The 21,906-nt window shown below is 57.7% G+C and carries 17 protein-coding genes and 2 pseudogenes; 10 read left to right on the plus strand and 9 right to left on the minus strand.

What is annotated here, in order from left to right:
- The first annotated feature begins 254 nt into the window (after positions 1 to 254).
- On the plus strand, positions 255 to 470 hold the full coding sequence (locus J0X19_RS22610) for a hypervirulence associated TUDOR domain-containing protein (protein ID WP_206986690.1): 216 nt from the start codon (positions 255 to 257) through the stop codon (positions 468 to 470).
- Positions 471 to 552: 82 nt separating this feature from the next.
- Here J0X19_RS22610 and J0X19_RS25270 read toward each other — a convergent pair whose 3' ends face one another.
- Positions 553 to 729: a hypothetical protein gene (locus J0X19_RS25270; protein WP_394369134.1), complete on the minus strand. Its 177-nt coding sequence runs from the start codon at positions 727 to 729 to the stop codon at positions 553 to 555.
- Positions 730 to 774: 45 nt separating this feature from the next.
- A pseudogene (locus J0X19_RS24910) lies at positions 775 to 2,135 on the minus strand (amino acid permease); the annotation flags it as partial.
- 208 nt (positions 2,136 to 2,343) lie between these two features.
- Here J0X19_RS24910 and J0X19_RS22620 point away from each other — a divergent pair.
- A complete protein-coding gene (locus tag J0X19_RS22620) occupies positions 2,344 to 2,793 on the plus strand; it encodes a Spy/CpxP family protein refolding chaperone (protein ID WP_206986691.1) in 450 nt (149 codons plus the stop codon).
- A gap of 262 nt (positions 2,794 to 3,055) precedes the next feature.
- A complete protein-coding gene (locus J0X19_RS22625; protein WP_206986692.1) occupies positions 3,056 to 4,435 on the plus strand; it encodes an MBL fold metallo-hydrolase in 1,380 nt (459 codons plus the stop codon).
- Positions 4,436 to 4,525: 90 nt separating this feature from the next.
- Here J0X19_RS22625 and J0X19_RS22630 read toward each other — a convergent pair whose 3' ends face one another.
- Positions 4,526 to 5,263: an MOSC domain-containing protein gene (locus tag J0X19_RS22630; protein ID WP_206986693.1), complete on the minus strand. Its 738-nt coding sequence runs from the start codon at positions 5,261 to 5,263 to the stop codon at positions 4,526 to 4,528.
- Between the two features lie 189 nt (positions 5,264 to 5,452).
- On the opposite strand from J0X19_RS22630, the gene sbcD reads away from it, so the two are divergent.
- The 5 genes from sbcD to J0X19_RS22655 all read left to right on the plus strand — a co-directional run bounded on the left by sbcD (position 5,453) and on the right by J0X19_RS22655 (position 10,078).
- Entirely contained in the window at positions 5,453 to 6,685 is a 1,233-nt protein-coding gene (sbcD, locus tag J0X19_RS22635) for an exonuclease subunit SbcD (RefSeq protein ID WP_206986694.1), read from the plus strand.
- Positions 6,686 to 6,753: 68 nt separating this feature from the next.
- A complete protein-coding gene (gene rhuM / locus J0X19_RS22640) occupies positions 6,754 to 7,788 on the plus strand; it encodes a virulence protein RhuM/Fic/DOC family protein (protein WP_206986695.1) in 1,035 nt (344 codons plus the stop codon).
- A 9-nt stretch (positions 7,789 to 7,797) separates the two neighbouring features.
- On the plus strand, positions 7,798 to 8,799 hold the full coding sequence (locus J0X19_RS22645) for an alpha/beta hydrolase (protein WP_206986696.1): 1,002 nt from the start codon (positions 7,798 to 7,800) through the stop codon (positions 8,797 to 8,799).
- A gap of 221 nt (positions 8,800 to 9,020) precedes the next feature.
- Positions 9,021 to 9,593, plus strand: coding sequence for an acyltransferase (locus J0X19_RS25185; RefSeq protein ID WP_307788512.1), 573 nt, complete (start codon positions 9,021 to 9,023; stop codon positions 9,591 to 9,593).
- Between the two features lie 326 nt (positions 9,594 to 9,919).
- On the plus strand, positions 9,920 to 10,078 hold the full coding sequence (locus J0X19_RS22655) for a hypothetical protein (RefSeq protein ID WP_206986697.1): 159 nt from the start codon (positions 9,920 to 9,922) through the stop codon (positions 10,076 to 10,078).
- A 116-nt stretch (positions 10,079 to 10,194) separates the two neighbouring features.
- Here the strand turns inward: J0X19_RS22655 and J0X19_RS22660 are convergent, their stop codons facing one another.
- From J0X19_RS22660 to J0X19_RS22675, 4 genes are all read right to left on the minus strand, one after another.
- The gene (locus J0X19_RS22660; protein WP_206986698.1) at positions 10,195 to 10,626 is read right to left on the minus strand and encodes a VOC family protein; all 432 of its coding nucleotides are present in this window, start codon (positions 10,624 to 10,626) and stop codon (positions 10,195 to 10,197) included.
- A gap of 38 nt (positions 10,627 to 10,664) precedes the next feature.
- Complete coding sequence (locus J0X19_RS22665; protein WP_206986699.1) at positions 10,665 to 11,270, minus strand: hypothetical protein; 606 nt, start codon at positions 11,268 to 11,270, stop codon at positions 10,665 to 10,667.
- Between the two features lie 25 nt (positions 11,271 to 11,295).
- Positions 11,296 to 13,593, minus strand: coding sequence for a GH92 family glycosyl hydrolase (locus J0X19_RS22670; protein WP_206986700.1), 2,298 nt, complete (start codon positions 13,591 to 13,593; stop codon positions 11,296 to 11,298).
- 73 nt (positions 13,594 to 13,666) lie between these two features.
- Entirely contained in the window at positions 13,667 to 14,137 is a 471-nt protein-coding gene (locus J0X19_RS22675; protein ID WP_206986701.1) for an HAD domain-containing protein, read from the minus strand.
- Between the two features lie 200 nt (positions 14,138 to 14,337).
- On the opposite strand from J0X19_RS22675, the gene J0X19_RS22680 reads away from it, so the two are divergent.
- The gene (locus tag J0X19_RS22680; RefSeq protein ID WP_206986702.1) at positions 14,338 to 14,922 is read left to right on the plus strand and encodes a hypothetical protein; all 585 of its coding nucleotides are present in this window, start codon (positions 14,338 to 14,340) and stop codon (positions 14,920 to 14,922) included.
- 464 nt (positions 14,923 to 15,386) lie between these two features.
- Here J0X19_RS22680 and J0X19_RS22685 read toward each other — a convergent pair.
- Positions 15,387 to 15,764, minus strand: a pseudogene (locus tag J0X19_RS22685) (DUF4279 domain-containing protein); the annotation flags it as partial.
- A gap of 81 nt (positions 15,765 to 15,845) precedes the next feature.
- Positions 15,846 to 18,122, minus strand: a complete 2,277-nt coding sequence (locus tag J0X19_RS22690) for a GH92 family glycosyl hydrolase (protein ID WP_206986703.1) — start codon at positions 18,120 to 18,122, stop codon at positions 15,846 to 15,848.
- A gap of 235 nt (positions 18,123 to 18,357) precedes the next feature.
- Here J0X19_RS22690 and J0X19_RS22695 point away from each other — a divergent pair, with 235 nt between their 5' ends.
- The gene (locus J0X19_RS22695; protein WP_206986704.1) at positions 18,358 to 21,792 is read left to right on the plus strand and encodes an AAA family ATPase; all 3,435 of its coding nucleotides are present in this window, start codon (positions 18,358 to 18,360) and stop codon (positions 21,790 to 21,792) included.
- Positions 21,793 to 21,906: the final 114 nt, after the last annotated feature.

Here is a 21,906-nt window from a genome sequence, read left to right on the forward strand (position 1 = left end):
AAAAAAATAAAATAGGTTATACTCGATACTCCTTGCTTCTTTCTATCGTCTAGTTTTTTTCATAGTAATACTGCATTCGTCTTGTTACAGTTACACTTCGTCGGAATAATAACTATGTTCATAGACCTGAGCTAGTGGCGCGGTGCAACATAAGCAAGCACTGCCTTTGAACCTAACCTGCTATTAGCCAGTAAAAAGATTAGAGTGCATACCGCCTCCATCATCTGATTTTCCACTGTTATTAATTTCCCACCATGCGCAAAGGCACTACCGTTAGCTGGAAGTACGGCACTGGCACCGCCACCGGCAAAATCGAAGAAACCCACAAGGAATCTATTACCCGAACGCTCAAAGGCTCGGAAATTACCCGCAACGGTACCCCCGACAATCCGGCTTTCGTTATCGTGCAGGAAAACGGCGACCGAGTAATCAAGCTGCAAAGTGAAGTGAAAGAAGCTACCAAAAAGTAACAGCAGCTCCTTTTCAAACGCAAAAACTCCCCGCCAGCGGCTGCCGGCGGGGAGTTTTTTATTGCTGTACTGCGCGTACTACTTAGCGGTTCTTAGCGTCGGGCTCGATGAAGGCTTGCTCCTCCATTTCGGTGGGCACCACCACAATGCCGCGTTGCAGCATGGAGTTGCGCTTGCCGTAGAGGAAGTACACCACGAAGCCCAGCAGCATCCAACCCAACGCCAGCTTCAGCGTGTTGGCGTCGAGGGCGGCAATCATGAGCAAGCAGATAGCCGCGCCCAGAATGGGTACCAGCGGGAAGCTGGCCGACGAGAGCGGGGAACGGAAAGGCCGGTGCTGGTCGGGGTCGGAGCGGCGCATAATCCACACGCCCAGGCTTACCAGCACGAAGGCCAGCAGGGTACCAAACGAGGTAAGGTCGCCGGCCAGTGAGCCGGGTACGAAAGCAGCAAACGCGCCCACAAACACCAACAGCACCAGGTTGGATTTGTAAGGCGTGTTGAATTTGGGGTGAAGCTCGGAAAACGCTTTTGGCATCAGGCCATCTTTAGCCATCGAGAAGAACACGCGGCTCTGGCCCATGAGCATCACCAGAATTACCGACGAGAAACCCAGCAGGATAGCCAACGTTACGGCCGTGCTCAGCCACTCATAGCCGGGCATGTGCGCCTTGATGGCGTACGTTACCGAGGCCTCGCCGCCCTTGGCGGGGTCGGCAAATTCGCGCCAGTTGGCTACCCCCGTCAGCACGTGGCCGAACAGGATGTAAAGCACGGTGCACACAGCCAACGAGCCGAGAATACCGAGGGCATGTCGCGCTTGGGATTTTTGGCTTCCTGTGCGGCAGTACTCACGGCATCAAACCCGATGAAGGCAAAAAACACAATGGCCGCGCCGCCAAGTACGCCACCCCAGCCATGCTTGTTCCAGGCCGTGTATTCGCGCACGATGGTACCCGCCGCGTTTTTCACGGGCTCGGCATTTTCCGGAATCAGATAGGGCGTGTGGTTGGCCGGGTTGATGAACTGCCAGCCTACAGCAATGAATACCAGCACGATGGCCACTTTCAGTACCACCACAATGGCGTTGAACATAGCCGACTCCTGCGTACCCTTGATGAGCAGCAACGACAGGGCCACAATCACCAGCAGGGCCGGCAGGTTGATGAGGCCGTGCTCCGTAACCCCGTTCACTACCGCACTTTCGAAGGGCGAGTGGCTTAAATTGTACGGGACGCTGGTGCCAAAGACTTCCAGCAGCTTGTTGAGGTACTCGCTCCAGGCAATGGACACGGTGGCCGCGCCCAGCGCGTATTCCATAATCAGGGCCCAGCCAATCACCCAGGCCACAAATTCGCCCATGGTGGTGTAGGCGTAGGTGTAGGCCGAGCCGGCAATGGGAATCATGGCGGCAAACTCGGCGTAGCACAAGCCGGCAAACACGCAGCCGATGGCGGCCACAATGAAGGCCAACGTTACGCCCGGCCCGGAAGCCTGCGCGGCGGCCGCGGCGGTGCGCACAAACAAACCGGCCCCAATGATGGCCCCAACACCCAGCGCCACGAGGTTGCCCGCGCCCAGCGTCCGTTTCAGGGTGCCATGCCCGGAAGAATTAGCTTCACCCAGCAGCTGAGCTAAGGGCTTTTTGGCGAAAATACTTGCCATACGAATTAGTAAGATGGAGAGAGGATTGAGTTGATGATGTAGCAGGAAGGCGCAACGCGAAAGTGGCTGTCCGGCCCCGAATATAGGCGTTTATTGGATTCGTCCGCTTCTAGTGGGTGATTGTCCTACGCAGAGGCAAACCTGATTAAACCTTGCAGCCCCACGTTGCTCTAACCGGCCAGAATCAACCCCACAGACACACCTTCTCATGAAAAAGACGCTTGTAGTACTAGCCGCTTGCCTTCTGACCGCCGTTGGCGCAGCCAACGCCCAATCCACCGACGCAGCCCCCATGGGCCGGGGCAACCGCATGGGCCAGGGCCGCGGCAACCTCACGCCTGAGCAGCGGGCCGAAATGCAAACCAAACGCCTCACCACACAGCTAGGCCTGACCGCCGACCAAACCACAAAGGTTCAGGCCATTGCGCTGGCCGAAAACCAGGAGCTGGCCACCCTGCGCGGCAAATACGCCGCTGCCGACTCGCGCCAGGGAGCCGGCCAGGAAATGAAAGCCTTGCGCGACAAATACGAAACCCAGCTCAAAGCCGTGCTGACGCCCGAGCAGCTCACCAAGTACGACCAGCTGCGCGACGAGCGGACAGACAACCGCCGCGACAAAATGAAAGCCGGCGGCATGAAGCAAAAAGTGAAAGCCTAAGCTACTTGCTCATCAATTCTTTGAAAAAGCCTCAGCCAATATGGTTGGGGCTTTTTTGTGGGCTACCATTCTGTTGGCGGCTACCAAGAACTACCTGACTGCCACCCTGGCTAGCTCATCCGCCATCCATTGCCTGGCATCCTGCCAAGAATACTTTTCCTTGGTTTTCGGTTTAGGTAGCATTGCACTTGCTTATATTTGAGAATATGCGCCCGGTGTCACCTCCCCCGGCCGGCTGCGCATCCACCACATCCATCACCCCATGAGTCCTCTGCCCAGTAGTACCGCGTCGGTACAAATTCAGCAGTTTTACGATAAAGGCCTGGCCCACGCGAGCTACGCCATCCGCAGTGGCCGCCAGGTAGCCATCATCGACCCGGCCCGCGACCCCCAACCCTACTACGATTTTGCCGACGAGCACGACGCGCGCATTATTGCCGTTATCGAGACGCACCCGCACGCCGACTTCGTGAGCAGCCACCTCGAAATAGCCGAGGAAACCGGCGCCACTATCTATTGCAGCAAACTGGTTAAGGCAACCTACCCGCACCACCCGTTTGATGATGGCGACCGGATAACGCTGGGCAACATGGAGCTGCACGCCATCAACACCCCCGGCCACTCGCCCGACAGCATTTGTGTGCTGCTCATGGACGAGTTTGCGCATACCCGCGCCGTATTCACCGGCGACACGCTGTTTGTGGGCGACGTGGGCCGGCCCGACCTACGCGAAGACAGCGCCGTGGGGGGCCACACCCGCGAAGACCTGGCCGTTGACCTGTATAACAGCACCCGCCAGAAGCTGATGACGCTGCCGCCGAGCACCAAGGTGTACCCGGCCCACGGCCCCGGCAGTTTGTGCGGCAAAACCACCAGCACCGACCTCGACAGCACCATCGGCAAGGAAGTGCAAACCAACTACGCCTTGCAGCCCATGTCGCAGGACGATTTTGTGAAGGTGCTGCTGGAAGACCAGCCGTTTGTGCCCAAGTATTTCGGGCATGATGTGGTGCTGAACAAGCAAGGTGCGCTACCGTTCGAAGAAAGCCTCCGGCGGATACCGCGCCTGCAACCCGACGCCCCCCTCGACCCCAACGCCCTGATTATTGATACCCGGCCCGCCGCGCAGTTCCGGGCCGGCCACTTGCCCGGCGCCATCAACCTGATGGACGGCGGCAAGTTTGAAACCTGGCTAGGCTCGGTAGTTGGCCCGAAAGAGCAGTTCTACCTGCTAGCCGATTCGCAGATTGCCCTGGACACGGTGATGCGCAAAGCCGCCAAAATCGGCTACGAGGTCAACATCAAGGGCGCCCTGATTACGCCGCAGCAGCTCCCGGTTACCAGCCCCGAAACCGACGTAGCCCACGTGCGCACCCGGCCCGAGGATTTCACCATCGTGGACATCCGCAACCGCACCGAAGCCCAGCAGCCGGTTTTTGAAAACGCACTGAACATTCCGCTGCCGGAGCTGCGCGAGCGGGCCCACGAAGTACCCACCGACAAGCCCGTGCTAGTGCATTGCGCCGGTGGCTACCGCTCCGCGGCCGGGGCCAGCATCCTGGATGCCGCCCTGCCCGACCACGTGCCCGTGCATGATTTGGGCGAGGCCATTACCACGTTCCAGAAGCAGCCGGTGCATTAACATAGTATCATCAGAAAAAACAGAAAGCCCCAATCCAGTACTGGTTGGGGCTTTCTGTTTTCCAGGCTATTCCCAAGGACACTTACTGAATTACTGGCCGGCATTCGGCCCTACCAATCGGTTAGCGTCATCGTTGAGGGGCAGAGAGCCATCGGTGCGGCCCTGCATTTTGCGGCGCCAATGCTCGCCTAGCGCCGGGCAAGCCGCTAGTTGCGCTATCAGTTCCCGGTCGTGGCGCTGCTCGTATTTGGCCGAGTTGGCCCGCGCTACTGTCCACTCGGGATGAGGCCTTTCCAATAGGTGCAGCACGTCGGTTGGGCTTACCAGGCCGGGCTGTAGCACCCGCAGATACCAGCCGGTGAAGCCGGTTTCCTGGAGCCATTGCGAAAACAACGGCAGTTGCCACCGCCGCGCAATTTTCCAGCACGGCGAGCGGGGCTGCGAGATTTGCACTACCGCCTCCCCAAACGCAAACACGTCGCCAATGCACACGTCGGCTTCGGTACAGTTTCCGCCGATGGTCAGGTTTTCGCCGAAGCTACCGGCTGCCAGTGGCAAGCCCAGGCGCTCAGCCCAGTAGGTGTAATGCACGGCGGGGTAGGCGCATAGCGCTTGGTCGGGGCCGCCGTGGTTGCGCTGGTCGGCTTGCGCATCGCCGGCGAGGTTGAGTGCATCCAGCCACACCGGCTCTGCTACCGCCTGCTTGTATATGGCCGAAGTCCAGGGGCGGTTTAGCACCTCGGTTGCATTGGGCGCTCCTAGTGCCTGCGGAAGCCCGACGCGCAAGGAAATCAGCGGGACAGAAATAGCGGGAACGGAATCAGCCATAGTTGTTGCGGGTTTTTCTGGGCGGTACTTGAAACTACGAAGGCGAGCTACCCCTCACGAAACTGAACGAACTGCCGCTGGCAAACTTATCTGCTTGCAGATACTGTTGTGAGCGAGCTGCGCCAAATTGCAGAGAAAATCGGCGCGGCAAAGGTTAATTTTGGCTTTTACATCATCACGATTTCCGGTATGAAAGTTCTGCACACCGCCGACTGGCACCTGGGCCAGCGCTTTATCAGCGGCCACGAACGAACCGAGGAGCACCGCCACTTTCTGGACTGGCTGGTAGCCACGGTGCGGGAGCAACGAGTGGAAGTGCTGGTAATAGCCGGCGACATTTTCGATACCGGTTCGCCCTCCAACCAGGCCCTGGAGCTCTACTACTCGTTTCTGCTGAACATGCGCGGCACCGGCTGCCGCGACATTGTGGTGGTAGGCGGCAACCACGATTCGCCGGCCACTCTCAACGCTCCCGCCCGGTTGCTGCGCCACTTGCGCGTGCACGTGGTGGGCTGCGTACCGGATTGTTTTGAAGAGCAGGTGCTGGTGCTCGATGATGCCGCTGGTAAGCCCGGTTTGGTGGTGTGCGCCGTGCCCTTTCTGCGCGACCGGGACGTGCGCCTATCAGTACCCGGCGAAACGGCCGAGGAGCGCGAAGCCCGCATCAAGCAAGGCCTCGCCGACCACTACAGCCGTATAGCCGAAGTGGAACAAGTGTGGCAATTGAAAGACCTGGGGCTACCCGTGCTGGCTACCGGCCACCTCTACGCCGCCGGTGCCGCCCCTTCCGATTCTGAGCGCACCATTCACGTAGGCAACCTGGGCCAGATTACGGCCGACCATTTCCCCGAAATCTTCGATTACGTGGCGCTGGGGCATCTGCACCGGCCGCAGCGGGTGGGCGGCCGGGAGCATATCCGCTACTCCGGCTCTCCTATTGCGCTGTCGTTTTCGGAAATCGACCACCCCAAGGAAGTGCTGCTGCTGGAGTTCAACGGCGGCAAGCTGCACACGCTGGAAGCCCTGCCCGTACCCGGCGCGCGGCGGCTGGTCCGCTTCCACGGCACCCTCGATGAAGTAACCCAGGGCCTCACCTCCTACGATAACACCGGCTACTTGCTGCCCGCCTGGGTGGACGTGCAAATTCATTCTGAATTGACGCAACTGGAAGTGGCCGAAGCCCTGCTTAAAGTGATTCAGGCCCTGGACCGCAAGCAGCTGGAAGTACTGGCCCGCCGCCACTTCCGGCTGGTGAAACTCCGCGCCCTTGGAACTGATGCCGATGATTCCGAGGAACCCCTCACCCGCAGCCTCCACGACTTCACGGAGCGCGAAGTATTCGAGCAGCGCCTGGAAGCAGAGCCCGAAGCCATCCGGACGGAGCTGCTGCGCACGTTTGATGAGCTGCTGGAGCGGATGTAGCAGGGCATAATCGGGCAGGATAGAAACGTATTTGCAGTAGCTTGCTGCCGCCACTTGCCTAGTCGTTTATGTCCTCTTCTCCCGACATCCTGCTTTACCAGTCGCCCAACGGGCAAACCCAGCTGGAAGTACACCTCCAAAACGAAACCGTCTGGCTGACTCAAGCGCAGATGGCGGGGTTGTTTGGCCGTGACCAAGGCGTTATCAGCCGCCACCTGAAAAATATATTTATCAGTGGTGAGTTGGAAGAGGAAAGCAGTACGCAAAAGCTGCAAGTCACTCCTTTGTCAATTGCAGAGGGCGTTGCTACTAGTTCTATGCAAAAAATGCATAAAACTTCTGGCGGCCGGCCTGTAAGCTATTATAATCTTGACGCCATCATCTCGGTTGGGTACCGAGTCAATTCCATTAAAGGCACCCAGTTTCGCAAGTGGGCCACCAGTATTCTGCGGCAGTACTTAGTGGAGGGCTACGCGCTGAATGAGCGGCGCCTGCGCGAAAGCACCCGGCAGCTAAACGACCTGAAACGGCTGGTAAAGCTTCAGGCAGAAATAGCCACCAAGCAGGAGCTTACCGCCGGCCAGTCGGATGCGCTGCTGCGGGTACTCGGCGACTACGCCCACGCCCTCGACGTGCTCGACCAGTACGACCACCAGCGCCTGCGCGTGCAAGGCACCGCCACCGAAGAGCCGTTTGAACTAACCTACGAAGCCGGGTTGGAGGCTGTGGACAGTCTGCGGGAGCAGTTTGGTGGAAGCGTACTGTTTGGCCGGGAAAAAGATGCGTCGTTTCAGAGTTCGGTACGCAGCATCTACCAAAGCTTCGGCGGCGAAGACCTGTACCCCAGCGTGGAGGAAAAAGCGGCCAATCTGCTCTACTTTGTAGTGAAGAACCACTCGTTTTCTGATGGCAACAAGCGCATCGCGGCCTTCTTGTTCGTGTGGTTTCTCGACCGGAACCAGTGCCTATACAAGCCCGATGGCTCCCGGCGCCTCGCCGATAACGCCCTGGTAGCCCTTACCCTGCTCATTGCCGAAAGCAAGCCCGAAGACAAGGATACCATGGTAACGCTGGTAGTCAACCTAATCAACCAAGACAACTAACTGCAACGCATGCACAGCCTTCGCCCTATTTCACTGCTGCCCGCGTGGTTCCTGCCTGGTTACCTGCTGCTTGTTGGTATCCAACCCGTATCGGCGCAGGTACTCGCTCCGCCCGACACTTCCTTTACGGTGCACAGCGCTTTTACTAAGGCGAAGAAAAACTATCCAGCAATCAGTATTGCGCGGCCAGCCGTACCCACCACTATCCGGACTCAAACCAACATCACGTACTGCACCATTGGTAACCGCAGTTTGCAGCTCGACGTGTTTCAACCGAAAGCCCGGCGCAAGCAGGGCTATCCGGCAGTCTTGTTCGTATTCGGGGGTGGCTGGCGTTCCGGCGACCGGTCACACCACATGCCCATAGCGCAGCAAGTGGCGGCGCAGGGCTACGTAACCGTTACGGCCGACTACCGGCTTTCCACCGAAGCCTTGTACCCCGCCGCAGTGCACGATTTGAAGGGTGCCATTCGGTGGCTGCGGGCTAACGCCAAAACCTACAACCTGGACACCACCAAAATTGCAGTTTGGGGCTTTTCGGCCGGGGGGCAGTTGGCTTCCCTAGTGGGCACCACCAGCCACGACCCGACATTGGAAGGCGCCAGCTGCCATACCAGCCATTCCAGCAGCGTGCAGGCCATAGTAGATGTGGATGGCACACTGGCTTTCATCCACCCCGAGTCGGGCGAAGGCAACGACAGCAAAGGCCCTTCGGCCGCTACTTACTGGTTCGGGGCGTCCAAAACCGAGAAGCCCGAGCTGTGGCACCAGGCGGGGGCGCTCAACCACGTAACCAGCCAAACCCCACCTATCATGTTCATCAACAGCGCGGTAGACCGCATGCACGCGGGCCGCGAAGACATGATCAAGCAGCTTGATGCTTTCCACATTTACCACGAAACCCATACATTTCCGGACTCGCCGCACACGTTCCCGCTGTTCAACCCGTGGTTCGAGCCCACGCTAAACTACACGGTGAAGTTTCTGAACAAGGTTTTCAAGAGCCAGTGAGATGAGGCGAGCAAAATAGAAGTGGCCCACTCCTTCCCGCTTCTCCTGCTTTCCTTCCGTTCTATTCCCTACCAATAATCCGACAATAGTATCTAGCCGCCGGTACACCGCGCTGCTTCTATTATTTTATCCCCAATCCTGTACCCATGCCTACCGAGCATAAGCTATATCTACTTAACTGCATTTGGGAAAAGCGCCGGCAATTAGGAATCTTCAATACCTTGAAGGCCAATTCCCTGAACAAAGACAAGGGCTTTATTTACATCAACCGGAACACCGCCCTGCACATGGCAGCAAGCAGTACGCTGGCGGTTGCGGCCCACTTCACCATGAATGGCTATTGGGTGCCGCAAGAGTATGCTTCGGCTCTGCTGGCCCTGGCTGAGCAGGCTACGCTGGAGGTGCCCGGGAATTTTACTATCTATTCCGGCGCAAGAATCTACGTTAATAAGGGTGCCACTCTGGTTTTGGGTAGCGGCTACATCAACCATAATGCAAGTATCACCTGCTTGCACCGAATAGAAATCGGGCAGGATGTGGCCATTGCAGATAACGTCACGATACGAGACTCCGATGACCACGACATCCTTTCTTCGCCCCATGTAAAAACCAGTCCCATCAAAATCGGCAACCACGTCTGGATCGGCATGAATGTTACTATTTTGAAGGGCGTAACCATTGGCGACGGCGCCATTGTAGCCGCCGGGGCCGTGGTTACCCGAGACGTTCCGGCCGGCTGCCTGGCCGGTGGGGTTCCCGCCCGAATTATCAGGCAGAACGTGGCCTGGCACTAACCCCTCCCCCACTCGGCTAAGGCCTGGCAGCAACTGGGCGCGCCGGGTGCAGACGGCTGGCAACCAACTCCTGCTACGGTACTGCGGTAGCAGCTTATCCATTCATTGACGGGCTACGCCTGCTACTGAGGAAGCTTGCGGCACCAGAGGCCTCTACCCGGAAAGTTGCAAGCCACTCAGACAACACGCCCTCAACCTTACGAAGCTGAACTGCGTTAAAAAGGCATCACCATTTTTCTTTGTCACTCATGGGTATATTCGGTTCAGATAGCCCCAGCGGCACGTTGGGCGGCTTGATTTCAGGTTTATTTGGGGGTAGAAAATCCGTGGATACCTCGTCTGAGTCCTACGGCTCTGCTCCTCGTTCCGGCGGGTTCAACCGCAAGCTGATGGGCGGTGCCTTGCTAGCCGCCGGCGCGGCCTACCTCTACAACCGCAACAAGAACAGAAGCGTCAGCCCCCCCAGCTTCACCGGTAACGAATAGCGCATTCGTTGAAGTACCAAGCTGCCCGCCCCACGCCCGTTTTGGCGTAAGGCGGGCAGTTTTTTGTTTACCTGTACTGTGTCCGAAGATTCTCAAACGGTCATGCTGAGCGCAGCCTAGCTTGCTGGTTCCCACAGCTCAATCTTGTTGCCGTCCGCATCCATAATGTGCACGAACTTGCCATAGTCATAGCTCGCAATATCATCCAGAACCACGACACCGCTGGCTTTGAGCTTATCCACCAGCCCTTCGATGTTCTGCACCCGGTAGTTGATCATAAAGCCTTTGGTGGACGGCGCGAAATAGTCGCTGCCGGTTTGGAACGGGCTCCATTGCAGCGAGTTTACCTGCTCCGGCTTGTCCACGCTACGCGACTCAAACGTGGAACCCCAGTCGTTGACTTCCAACCCCAGATTGTTGGCGTACCATTCTCGCGTTTCCTTTGGATTATCGGAGAAGAAGAAGATACCGCCGATACCTGTCACTTTGGGGGTGATGGGGTTGGTGGCGGATGGACTATTAGGTGTTTGATCTTTTGACTCCTCCATTTTTCTATGCTTTGACTTGAGGACTGATAGTTTATAAGCTATTCGGAAAATGTTTCCCCCAGCAAATCGAGTACTTCTTCAGTTGTCTTGGCTTCTGCGTCAAGCGTAGTTAAAGGAACTACCACTTTAGGAAATTCATCTACAAAACGCATTTCCTCAAATCTTGGAATGCCATACTGCTTCATAATCTGCTCGAAGTGCGGCTGATCTATACCCCAGACTTTGATAAACTTCGATTCGGCAACGTACACTTCCACTAAAGTATCATCGTCGTTGTAGATAAGGCCAAATTCCAAACGGCAGTCTGCGGTTAGCTCTTTTTGCAAAGACCCCAACACAGTTAGTATAAGTTTTTTATCCTGATACTCGCCGTAGGTTACGTCGCCTTCATACGGGCAGAAAAGACAAGCACATACATCCGGCAACATGCTTGTTAAGTTCAGCAGCAGTTCCCATAAGCGCGAATTATTGACATTCACCTCAGCGTAGAAGCGAAACAATTGCTCAGAGTCTTTCACATCTGTCAGCACGTATCCTTCTATAAAGTGTACTTCCTGGCGTGCTGCTATTTTCTCCCAATAGGCGCGCGGCACCTCACTTTTTTCAGCGAATCGGGTTGTTTTTGGAAGTTCTAAGCTTGACATATTTTCTGTATGCTTTGTTACATCCTCACGGCTTTCCCGCCATTGTAAACACTAGCTCCCCGCCCTTCACCACATCGGCATACTGCAAAAACGGCCGCGTGATTTTCTGGCCGTTGAGGCGGGCTTCCTTCACGTAGACGTTTTTGTCGCTCTGGTTTTTGACGGTGATGCGGAAGGTGTTGCCGTTTTCCAGATTGATGGTGGCGCCGTGGATGGCAGGGCTGCCGAGGGCGTACTCCGGCGAGCCGGGCGCTACGGGATAGAAGCCCAGAGACGAGAAGATGTACCAGGCCGACATCTGCCCGCAGTCGTCGTTGCCGCCGAGGCCGTCAGGGGTGGGGCGGTACATCTTGGGCAGAATCATCCGCACGCGGGCCTGGGTTTTGTGGGGCTGGCTGGTCCAGTTGTAAAGGTAGGCCACGTGGTGGGCGGGCTCGTTGCCGTGCACGTAGTTGCCGATGATACCGTCGCGGGTGATGTCCTCGGTTTCGGCGAAGAACTTATCCGGCAGGTGCATGGTGAACAGGGAATCCAGGTGGGGCAGAAACTTCTTCTCGCCGCCCATTTTGGCAATGAGGGCGGCGGGGTCTTGGGGCACGTAGAGGCTGTAGTTCCAGGCGTTGCCTTCGATGAAGCCTTGGTCGTGGGTGCTCAGCACGTCGAAGCGCGGGCGGAAGCTACCGTCGGCGAGGCGGGGGCGCATGAAGTTAATACGGCTGTCGTACACATTCTGCCAGTTTTGGGCCCGCTTGCTGAACTCTGCTTCGATGTCCGTCCGGCCTAGCTTTTTAGCCAGTTGCGCAATGCACCAGTCGTCGTAGGCGTATTCCAGCGTTTTGGATACCGAGGAGCCGCTTTTGTCCTCGGGCACGTAGCCCAGCTGCTCGTAGTAGCTGATACCGTCGAAGCGCGGCTGGTGGGCGGTGGCCACGCAGGCATCGAGGACGCGCTGGGCCTGGTCGGCGGGCACCACGCCTTTCAGCACGGCATCCACCACCACGGGCACCGAGTGGTAGCCAATCATGCACCAGTTTTCGTTGGCGTAGTGGCTCCAGATGGGCAGCATGTGCATCGTGCTTTGGTCGAAGTGGGCCAGCATCGACTGCACCATGTCGGCATTGCGCTGGGGTTGCAGCAGGTTATAGAGCGGGTGCAGGGCGCGGTAGGTGTCCCAGAGCGAAAACGACGTGTAGTTGGTGAAGCCCTCCGCCCGGTGAATGTTCTGGTCGAGGCCGCGGTACTGGCCGTCCACGTCCATGTAGGTGGTGGGACTGAGGGCGGCGTGGTACATGGCCGTGTAGAAGTTCTCCTTGTCCGCCCGTTTCGGCGACTCAATTACCACTTTGCCTAGTTCCTGCTGCCACAGCGCCTGTCCGGCCCGCTTCACCGCCTCGAAGTCCCAGCCCGGCACTTCGGCCCGCATGTTGCGCAGCGCCCCCTCGGTGCTCACGCCCGACAAGGCCATTTTCACTTTCACCTTCTCCCCGGCCGTGGTCTTGAAATCGAAGAACAGCCGCAGCTGCTCGCCGGCCAGCTCGGGGAAGTTCTTGGACTGGTCGAAGCGGCCCCAGAAGCCGCGGTACACCTGCTTTTTGGACAGGTTGCGGCTGCCGTAGCTCACGAACGGCTTCGAGAACGACATGGCGAAATACTCGGTGCGGGTGCGCGCCCAGCCGTGGGTTTGGCGGTAGCCGGTCACGAGCGTGTCGTTTTCCACCCGCACAAAGGTCCAGACGTTCTTATCAGGGTAGTTGTAGATGCCAGCCGTGAGGTCGAGAATGATGTGCGCCTGCTCCGACTGCGGAAACGTGTACTGGTGCATGCCCACCCGGTTGGAGGCCGTCAGCTCGGCCAGGATGTCGTGGTCATCGAGCCTGACGCGGTAGTAGGCGGGCTCGGCTACCTCGTTCTGGTGCGAAAACCGGGAGCGGAAGCCTCGCTCGGGCTGGTCGGCGGTGCCGGGGTTGAGCTGGAGCGGGCCGGTGGTGGGCATCACCAGAAAGTCGCCCAAATCGGAGTGGCCGGTGCCGCTGAAATGGGTGTGCGAGAAGCCGACGATGGTTTTATCGGCGTACTGGTAGCCGGCGCAGTACTCGTACATGCGGGGGTTGTACTTACCGTTCAGCTCATAGCTCAGCGTGTCGGTATCGGGCGAGAGCTGCACCATGCCGAAGGGCACCGTGGCGCCGGGGTACGTGTGCCCCATCCGGGCCGTGCCCACCAGTGGCTTGGCGTATTGCACGAGGTTTTCGGTGGTTTTGGCTTTCTGGGCGAAGGTTGGGACGGTGGCAAGGAGCAGCGCAGCAAGCGGCAGTAGTTTCATCAGCTTCAGGAAGGGGCGTGGTAGGAAGGTACAGGAATACTAACTATGTGATAGGACGCTAGAATAGACAATTCTACTTGCTCTGTCTTTGTAAAATATTTAACGCCTTGTCAGCTGCTTCTTTATCTAGCCCAATCATCGGCTTAGTCATTACCCATCTGCTTTTGATTAATTCAGGCAAACTATTTATTGACAAATCATCGTCTATAATCACATAATTCTCGGTTTCACCGAACTGGTTTACCCATACTTGAATTTCATCACTTCTTTTCCCTAGCGAATCAATAGATTCTTTTTCATTAATTTTTGAAATATCTTTTATCACTATACCTCTTCTTTCGAATAATGAATACCACTTCTCCAAGGGAAATTTAATCCTATGTGTAGTTGTTAATATAACAGATGCGCCTGTTTCAGAAATAATATACACCAGATTGTTTACTGCTCTTTCATTGAACTTCAAAAAGCCGTCGACTAATAATTCTGATGTTCGCCAAATTGGTGTTGTCACCAAAACTCCATCTATATCAAGCAGAATTTTCATGAGTTAGTTTATATGAGCTACAGTAGGTGGCAGTAGTTTCATCAGCTTCAATCTGGGTGGCGTGGAAGCTGGCAAGGTAGAGCTTCCAAGGTTCTTCCGAAACAGTAATTCATAAGCAGCTTTGCCTATGCTATCAACCCACGACAAGCCCATCCATAGGCGTGATGCGTATATAGGGTTGTCATCAGCCTATGCTACTTATGAAAAAGCTGCTTTCCTCCCTCACTCTTCTGCTTACGGGATGCATTACCTGCCAGGAAGTGGCGCTGCTACCCGAGGAACGGGCCTGGCTTGGCTCTTATATCGAAGGCCAGCAGGTGGTTTTCCATAGCAACCGGGGCAATACCAATACGGCCACAGTGCTGAAGCCACAGGAGTGGCACACCAACACTGATTGCAACTGGATGGAATCAGGCAAGTTTCAGCCTATCTTCTCCCAGATTGTGCTGCGCTCCAGCTCCATTTACAACGAGAAGAACCAGGACTTTGTGGTGAATCTGCGCAAAAACAACCCCGAGCGTCCTGCCGACCTGTCCTTCAGCGTAGCCGGCCTGGAGTGTCTTACCGCTTCCAAAGAGGGGGAGATTCTTTCCAAACTACAGCAGCAGGCCTGCACCCTGAGTACCACCGGCAAAACCTACCCGGCCGCCTACGTTTTCCGGCAAGGCCGGAACGCCATCATCTACGGTGGCGGGCAGCTACAGGCTTTTTTCTGGGATAAGCAGGACGGCCTGATTCGGTATGAGCTTGTGAATGGGGAAGTGTTTGATTTGGTGAGCCGCTAGCACCAGGAAGCGTGGTAGAGCGGCCATTGGCTTTATCAGCTCCGGAGGGTGGCGTTGAAGCTGGCAAGGCAGGAATCAACTGTTTACATCAAGAATAATCAACGTCGAGCACCCAGTCTTTGGCCTCGTTTCTCCTTTCACTTATTGCGCGTTTATACAGTTGCATAGCAAAAGTGTACTGCTGAAAGACAACAACTACATCGTTTTCAAAATCTATAGCATAAGTATTATCTTTTGAAACGAGCATATACTCAGTTTCGGCGTCCAACTCAACTTCGACGCAAGTTGGCTCAAACCAGAGCCGTTTAAGCTTATTTGTCTTATTCGTGAACTGCACACTCGTAAGTTGAGATTCAGCGAATGGAATCTTATCATTTTCGTCTTCAACGAAGAACAACCTGTTTAAAACACCCATTACAAACCCTATTTACAATTTTCTGAAGCAGTCCAACCTCGTTCTAACATTATTCTTTCTCGCGGGAATCATAACGATAAATGTCAACGTCGGTATAGGTTTGAGTACGATACAGAAAATTGATTGTCCGTAAATCATGGCCTAACGCCGGCGTGGTTTTCTCTTCATTTATATCAATATCCAGAACAATTTCCAGAACTGATTCCAGCCCCAATTGCTGTTTCAGCGCGACAATAAGCTCCTCCTTGCCTTCTAGCTTAGATAGCACTTCATCAACCAGATCATCAATAAGAACATGCTCTTTGCCTTTCTCCGTTGACCACTCCCAGCAAGAAAACTTCATTCCAGGGACATACTTGCCTTTATCCCCTATTCGCCAAGCATTAGTTGGTTCAATACCTAAAGTGCGAGTTATTTCAGTAGGGTCAAAGTCGTCTCCTTTTTAATGCGAAATAGACGTAAGAGCTAGACGCACTCATAACTATCGGCTTTATCTATTCGACTTTCACTACCGCTTCCCCCGCGAAAACGAATACGGCGCATCATCAGCGCCAATACCGCGGCTTGTGTTCGGCTGGTCGGCCATTTCAAAATCCACGGTGGCGCCTTGCTGCAAGGCGGCGTGGCTGAGGTAGTTGCGGGTATAGGGCTGGCCGTTGAGGCGCACGGCTTGCACGTAGCGGTTGGTGGCGCTGTTGGCGGGGGCGTTGAGGGTGATGGTTTTGCCGTTGGGCAGGCGCAGCGTGGTTTTGGGGAAGAGCGGCGCGCCTAGCACGTACTGGTCGGTGGCAGGGCATACGGGGTAGAAACCCAAGGCCGAGAAGACGTACCAGGCCGAGGTCTGGCCGTTGTCTTCGTCGCCGCAGTAGCCGTCGGGAGTGGGTAGGTAGAGGCGGTTCAGCACTTCGCGGGCCCAGTACTGCGTTTTCCAGGGCTGGCCGGCGTAGGCGTAGAGGTACACCATGTGCTGAATGGGCTGGTTGCCGTGGGCGTAGTTGCCCATATCGGCAATCTGCATCTCCCGGATTTCGTGAATCACCGAGCCGTAATACGAAGCATCGAACACCGGGGCCAAGGTAAACACCGTGTCCAGGGCCGCCACGAAGGGTTTGGGGCCGCCCATGAGCGTCATCAGCCCGTGCACATCATGAAATACCGACCAGGTGTAGTGCCAGCTGTTGCCCTCGGTGAAGGCGTCGCCCCACTTGAAGGGGTTGAAGGGTGTCTGGAACGTGCCGTTCTGGTTGCGGCCGCGCATCAGGTTGGTTTGCCTGTCAAAGAGGTTGCGGTAGTTCTGGCTGCGCTTGTAGTAGAGCGCCACTTCCTTTTTGGGCCGGCCCAGCGCCTGCCCGAGCTGGGCAATGGCGAAGTCGTCGTAGGCGTATTCCAGGGTGCGAGCGGCGTTTTCGTTGATTTTAACATCATAAGGCACGTAGCCGAGCTTGTTGTAGTAGCTGGCCCCGGCGCGGCCTACGGCTTCCAGCGGGCCTTGGGCGTTGGCACCTTTCAGCATGGCTTCATACAGCACGTTGATGTCGTAGCCGCGCAGGCCTTTCAGGTAAGCATCGGCCACCACCGAGGCCGAGTTGTTGCCCACCATTACGTCGCGGTAGCCGGGGCTGGCCCACTCCGGCAGCCAGCCGCCTTCCTTATAAGTATTCACCAGGCCGGCCTGCATCTGGCTGTTCACGTCGGGGTACACCAGGTTCAGGAACGGAAACAGGCAGCGGAACGTGTCCCAGAACCCGGTATCGGTGTAAAGGAAACCGGGCAGCACCTGCCCGTTGTAGGGCGAATAGTGCACCGGCTGGCCCTGGGCATCCAGCTCGTAAAACTTGCGCGGAAACAGCAACGAGCGGTACAAACACGAATAAAACGTACGCTGCTGGGCGTCGGTGCCGCCTTCCACCTGCACGCGGCCCAGCTGCTCGTTCCAGGCGGCGCGGCCCTTCTCTTTCACCGTATCGAAATTGTCCTGCCCGATTTCGCCCAGGTTCCGCTCGGCCTGCTCGGGGCTGATAAACGACGAGGCCACCCGCACCTGCACCTGCTCGCCCTTGCGGGTTTTGAAACCTACCACGGCGCCCGTGTGGTTGGCGGTGGCTTCCAGCAGCTTACTGTCCAGCACCTTGTCCTGGTAGATGGTGGTGCTCAGGAAGTCGTGGTCGAACTCCAGGATAAAGTAGTTCTTGAAGTTCTGCGGCACGCCGCCGCTGTTGCGGGTAGTGTACCCGATGATGCGCCGCTGCTTGGGTAGCACTTGCACGTGCGAGCCTTTGTCGAGGGCATCGAGCACCACGTAGGCGCTGTCGGTTTGCGGGAACGTGAAGCGGAAACGGGCGGCGCGCTCAGTGGGCGTCAGCTCGGTGGTGATGTTGTGGTCGGCGAGGTACACGCGGTAGTAGTAGGGCGTAACCTCCTCGGCTTTGTGCGAAAACCAGCTGGCCCGGTCGTCTTCCTCGAAGCGCAGCTTGCCGGTGATGGGCATGACGCTGAACTGCCCGTAGTCGTTCATCCAGGGCGAGGGTTGGTGGGTTTGCTTGAAGCCCTTGAGCTTGTCGGCCGAGTATTGATAGGCCCAGCCGCTGCCCATTTTGCCGGTTTGCGGCAGCCAGAAGTTCATGCCCCAGGGCCGCGCAATGGCCGGGTAGGTGTTGCCGTTGGACAGGCTGGGCTTGGAATCGGTACCCATCAGCGGGTTCACCAAAGCGGCCAGGTCACGCGGGGCCTGGGCAGTGGCGGAGAAAGACAGCAGCGTCAGGAGGGCAAGAAGCAGTCGGGACATACGAGGGTGGTTGGAAGAGAAGCAGATGCAAGTAAAGCGAAAATTCGGATCGTGTAGCGCGGAAATCTGTTCCGCGACGAGCACCGCGAGTATTCGGTATTGCACCATGCGCGTAGGAATTCGCGTTGCTCGTCGCGGAACGGATTTCCTGTGGCTTCTGTGCTACATGCCTTAGTAGCCCAAGCTCCCGCTAAGCGTTTTACCTTTGCGTTATCCTTTCCGCCGATTTGCACGCATGAAAATCCTCCGCGTCCGTTTCTTTAACCTTAACTCCCTGCGTGGCGAGCATAGCGTGGATTTCAGCTTGACGCCGCTTTCGGATGCGGGCCTATTTGCCATTACGGGCGCCACCGGGGCGGGCAAAACCACCATCCTCGACGCCATTACCCTGGCCCTCTATGGGCAGGTGCCGCGCCACGAAACCACCAGCCCCGAGCAGGTAATGAGCCACGGCACCGGCGAAAGCTGGGCCGAAGTGGAGTTTGAAGTGAACGGCCAGCAATACCGTTCGAAATGGGGCCAGTACCGCGCCCGCAAGCGCCCCGATGGCAAGCTGCAAGACCCGCGCATGGAGCTGAGCGAGCGGAAAGTGGCCGACGACGGCGCCGAAACCTGGCCGTTTCTGGAAACCTATAAGTCGAAGGTGCCGCTGCGGGTGGCCGAGTTGAGCGGGCTGGAATACCGGCAGTTTTTGCGCTCGGTGCTGCTGGCCCAGGGCGAGTTTACCCGCTTTCTGAAATCGACGGCCGGTGAGCGGGCCCAGCTGCTGGAAAAGATTACCGACACCAAAAAGTACTCCGACATCTCGCGGGCGGCCTTCGAGAAAGCCAAGCTGGAAGCGCAGCAGGTAGACACGTTGCGCACGGGCCTGGCCGGCGTCGTGCTGCTTTCGCCGGAAGAGGTGGCTTTTCTGGAAGCCGAAGTACAGGGCTTGCAGCAGCAGTTGGCGGACGCCAACACCACCCAGCAGAAGCTCCAGGAAATGCAAACGTGGCTGCGGCGCCTCCAGGAGCTGCGCACGCGCCACCAGGAAAGCCAGGCCCGGCAAGCGCAGTTGGCGGCCCAAACCCACACCCTCACCCCTCTCCGGCAGCGCCTCGACCTGCACACCCAGGCGGCACCTTTCGCTACGGATTGGGCCTTACTCCGGCAAGTGGACCAGCACATCAGCCGCCTGCATCAGGAAGCAAGCCAGTTTCGGCAGCAGCTGCCTCGTTTGCAGCAGCTCCGCGACGCGGCCGCCACCGCTCGTACTACCGCTCAGCAAACCCACGAAACTGCCACCGCCACCCGCCAGGAGCAGGAACCCAAACTACGCGAAGCCGAGCAGCTGGACAGCCAAGTGCGCGAAGTGGAAAAGCTGCTGCAAGCCGCCAAGGAAGAATACGAAGAGAAAAACGAGCTTTGCAAAGCCTTGAAAGCGAAGGCCGAGCAAGCCACCAGCCGCACCCGCACCCTGCGCGAACAAGTGCGCGACCTAACGAAGTGGCTGGAGCTGAACGCCAACGTAAGTGAGCTAAGCGAAACCCTGCCCGACCTCTCGGCCAACCTGCAACACTGGGAACACCTGAAGGCCGAGCTGGGCCAGTTACGCCAGCGCCTGCACGAAGCGCGCCAGCGGCAGCAGCATGCCACCGACGCCACCACCCGCCAGCAGCAAGTGGCCGCCGAGGCTAGTCGGCAGCTTCAGGTGCTGGCCACCCGGCAGGCAGCGGCTTCGGAAGAACGCACCGGCTGGCTGCAACGGCTGCGCTACCATGTGGCCGGTTTGGTGCGCGAGCAGGAAACGCAGCAGCAGCACTGGGACGATTTGCGCCGCAGCCTCCAGATGCAGCAGCTGATTTTGTCGCACACCGATACGCGGCAGCTGCTGGAAGCCGGCCAGCCCTGCCCGGTGTGCGGGGCCACTGAGCACCCGTACATGGCAGGCGTATTGGGAGTGAGCGAAGACTCGTTGCAGCACGACCGGCAGCGCGAGGAAGACCTGAGCCAGAAGGTTCGGGCGCTGGGCACCCGCTTCAACCGCCTGAATACCTACGTGACGATGCTGGAAGAAGCCGGCACGGAATCCGTTGAGCCTTATTCCGACACCATTCAGCTGCTATCCGAAACCAGCGAAAAAGCGGCGGCCGAAGAAGTGCGGGCCTTGGTACAGCAGCTTAAAGACCTGCGCGACCAACACGCCTTGGCCCAGCAACACCTCACGCAGGCCACCAGCCAGCAGGAAGCCGCCGCCCGGCAGCAGCAGGAGTACGCCCAGATGGTGGCGGCGCTGGAACAAGAGATGGCCGATGCCGAGGAGCGCGGCCCCGCCGCCCGCCAGATGATTCAAAGTCAGCTGGAAAACTTCGGGCTGGTGTTCACCGAAGAAAACGGCCGCGCCCTGATGGAGCAGGCCCGCCAGCGCATTCTGGAATTCACTGCCAAGCAGCAGGAGCGCGAAAAAGCCACCCATGAGCTAAGCGGCAGTAGTGTAACCGCCGACGAAGCCGAGCGCCAGAAAGCGGAGCTTGACACCTGGCTGCGCGCCCGTAAGCAGAAGCTCCTCGACCAGCACGCCGCCATTCAAACCCAGAAACACCACCGGCAGCAACTGTTCAGCGGCCCCGATGTAGCGCAAGCCCGGCAGCAATTAGAAGACGCCATTCGCCGCGCGGAAACCCAGCGCCAGCAAACCGAGCAAGCGCTTCAGCAGCACGAAACTGCCTTGGTGCTGGCCGGCACCCAATTAGCGCAGCGTGAGCAGGAAGTGGCACTACAGCAACAGCTTCGGGAACAGCAGTACACAACCCTCACGGCCGCCCTCCGCGCGGCGGGTCTCGCCCCCGACCCTACGGCCCTCACCGCCCTGCTCCTCCCCGACCCGGAAGTCCGCCGCCTCGCCGACCAACTTCAGCGGCACGAGCAGGCCCTGGCCGTCACGCAACAGACGCTCACCGACGTAGCCCAGCAGTTGCAGCAGGAACAGGCGCGCGCCCTCACCCAGGAGCCCAGCGAGTCGATAAATCAGCAGCTGGAAGTTAACAAGCAGCAACTGGCCAGCCTCAACCAACAGCTCGGCCAGCGGCAGCAGCGCCTCCACGACCACCGCAGCGGGCAGGAACGCCACGCCGCCCTAGCCGAGCAGCTGGTGGCACAGCAGCAGGAAGCCCGGCGCTGGCGTCAGTTGGCCGATGTTATTGGCTCGGCCGATGGCAAGAAGTTCAGCGAATTTGCCCAGGGCCTCACCCTGGCCCGCCTCACCGACCTCGCCAACCGCCACCTGCACCGCCTCACCGACCGGTACCGCATCCTCCGCAACCCCGACGAGCACCTCGACCTGCTCATCGTGGATGAGTACCAGGGCGGCAGCACCCGCAGCATGAATTCGTTGTCGGGCGGTGAGAGTTTCCTGGTGAGTTTGGCGCTGGCGCTGGGCTTGTCGGAGCTGGCCAGCCGCCGCACCCAGATTGACACGCTCTTTATCGACGAAGGCTTCGGCACCCTCGACCCCGACACGCTGGATGTGGCCCTTTCGGCGCTGGAAATGCTGCAAGGCACCGGCAAAACCATCGGTATCATCTCCCACGTCGAAGCCCTGAAAGAGCGAGTCACCACCCAAATCAACGTCCGCAAGGGCGCAGGGGGCGTCAGCTCCTTGCAGGTTATTGGCTTCGGCGTGGAAGTATGATGGTTGGAGCTGTTAGCTGCTGGCTGTCAGCTTTTTCCGGTCACCACCGCATGTATTCCGCCCGTCATGCTAAGCTTGCCGAAGCATCTCTACTGCCAAAGTAAATCATATACT

The sequence above is a fragment of the Hymenobacter telluris genome, assembly GCF_017313265.1.
GTDB classification, from domain to species: Bacteria; Bacteroidota; Bacteroidia; order Cytophagales; family Hymenobacteraceae; genus Hymenobacter; species Hymenobacter telluris.

Bases quoted from the DNA above. Each gene is read 5' to 3' on its own strand.
- J0X19_RS22610 (WP_206986690.1), top strand. From the start codon at position 255: ATGCGCAAAGGCACTACCGTTAGCTGGAAGTACGGCACTGGCACCGCC.
- J0X19_RS25270 (WP_394369134.1), bottom strand. From the start codon at position 729: ATGATTGCCGCCCTCGACGCCAACACGCTGAAGCTGGCGTTGGGTTGG.
- J0X19_RS22620 (WP_206986691.1), top strand. From the start codon at position 2,344: ATGAAAAAGACGCTTGTAGTACTAGCCGCTTGCCTTCTGACCGCCGTT.
- J0X19_RS22625 (WP_206986692.1), top strand. From the start codon at position 3,056: ATGAGTCCTCTGCCCAGTAGTACCGCGTCGGTACAAATTCAGCAGTTT.
- J0X19_RS22630 (WP_206986693.1), bottom strand. From the start codon at position 5,263: ATGGCTGATTCCGTTCCCGCTATTTCTGTCCCGCTGATTTCCTTGCGC.
- sbcD (WP_206986694.1), top strand. From the start codon at position 5,453: ATGAAAGTTCTGCACACCGCCGACTGGCACCTGGGCCAGCGCTTTATC.
- rhuM (WP_206986695.1), top strand. From the start codon at position 6,754: ATGTCCTCTTCTCCCGACATCCTGCTTTACCAGTCGCCCAACGGGCAA.
- J0X19_RS22645 (WP_206986696.1), top strand. From the start codon at position 7,798: ATGCACAGCCTTCGCCCTATTTCACTGCTGCCCGCGTGGTTCCTGCCT.
- J0X19_RS22660 (WP_206986698.1), bottom strand. From the start codon at position 10,626: ATGGAGGAGTCAAAAGATCAAACACCTAATAGTCCATCCGCCACCAAC.
- J0X19_RS22665 (WP_206986699.1), bottom strand. From the start codon at position 11,270: ATGTCAAGCTTAGAACTTCCAAAAACAACCCGATTCGCTGAAAAAAGT.
- J0X19_RS22670 (WP_206986700.1), bottom strand. From the start codon at position 13,593: ATGAAACTACTGCCGCTTGCTGCGCTGCTCCTTGCCACCGTCCCAACC.
- J0X19_RS22675 (WP_206986701.1), bottom strand. From the start codon at position 14,137: ATGAAAATTCTGCTTGATATAGATGGAGTTTTGGTGACAACACCAATT.
- J0X19_RS22680 (WP_206986702.1), top strand. From the start codon at position 14,338: ATGAAAAAGCTGCTTTCCTCCCTCACTCTTCTGCTTACGGGATGCATT.
- J0X19_RS22690 (WP_206986703.1), bottom strand. From the start codon at position 18,122: ATGTCCCGACTGCTTCTTGCCCTCCTGACGCTGCTGTCTTTCTCCGCC.
- J0X19_RS22695 (WP_206986704.1), top strand. From the start codon at position 18,358: ATGAAAATCCTCCGCGTCCGTTTCTTTAACCTTAACTCCCTGCGTGGC.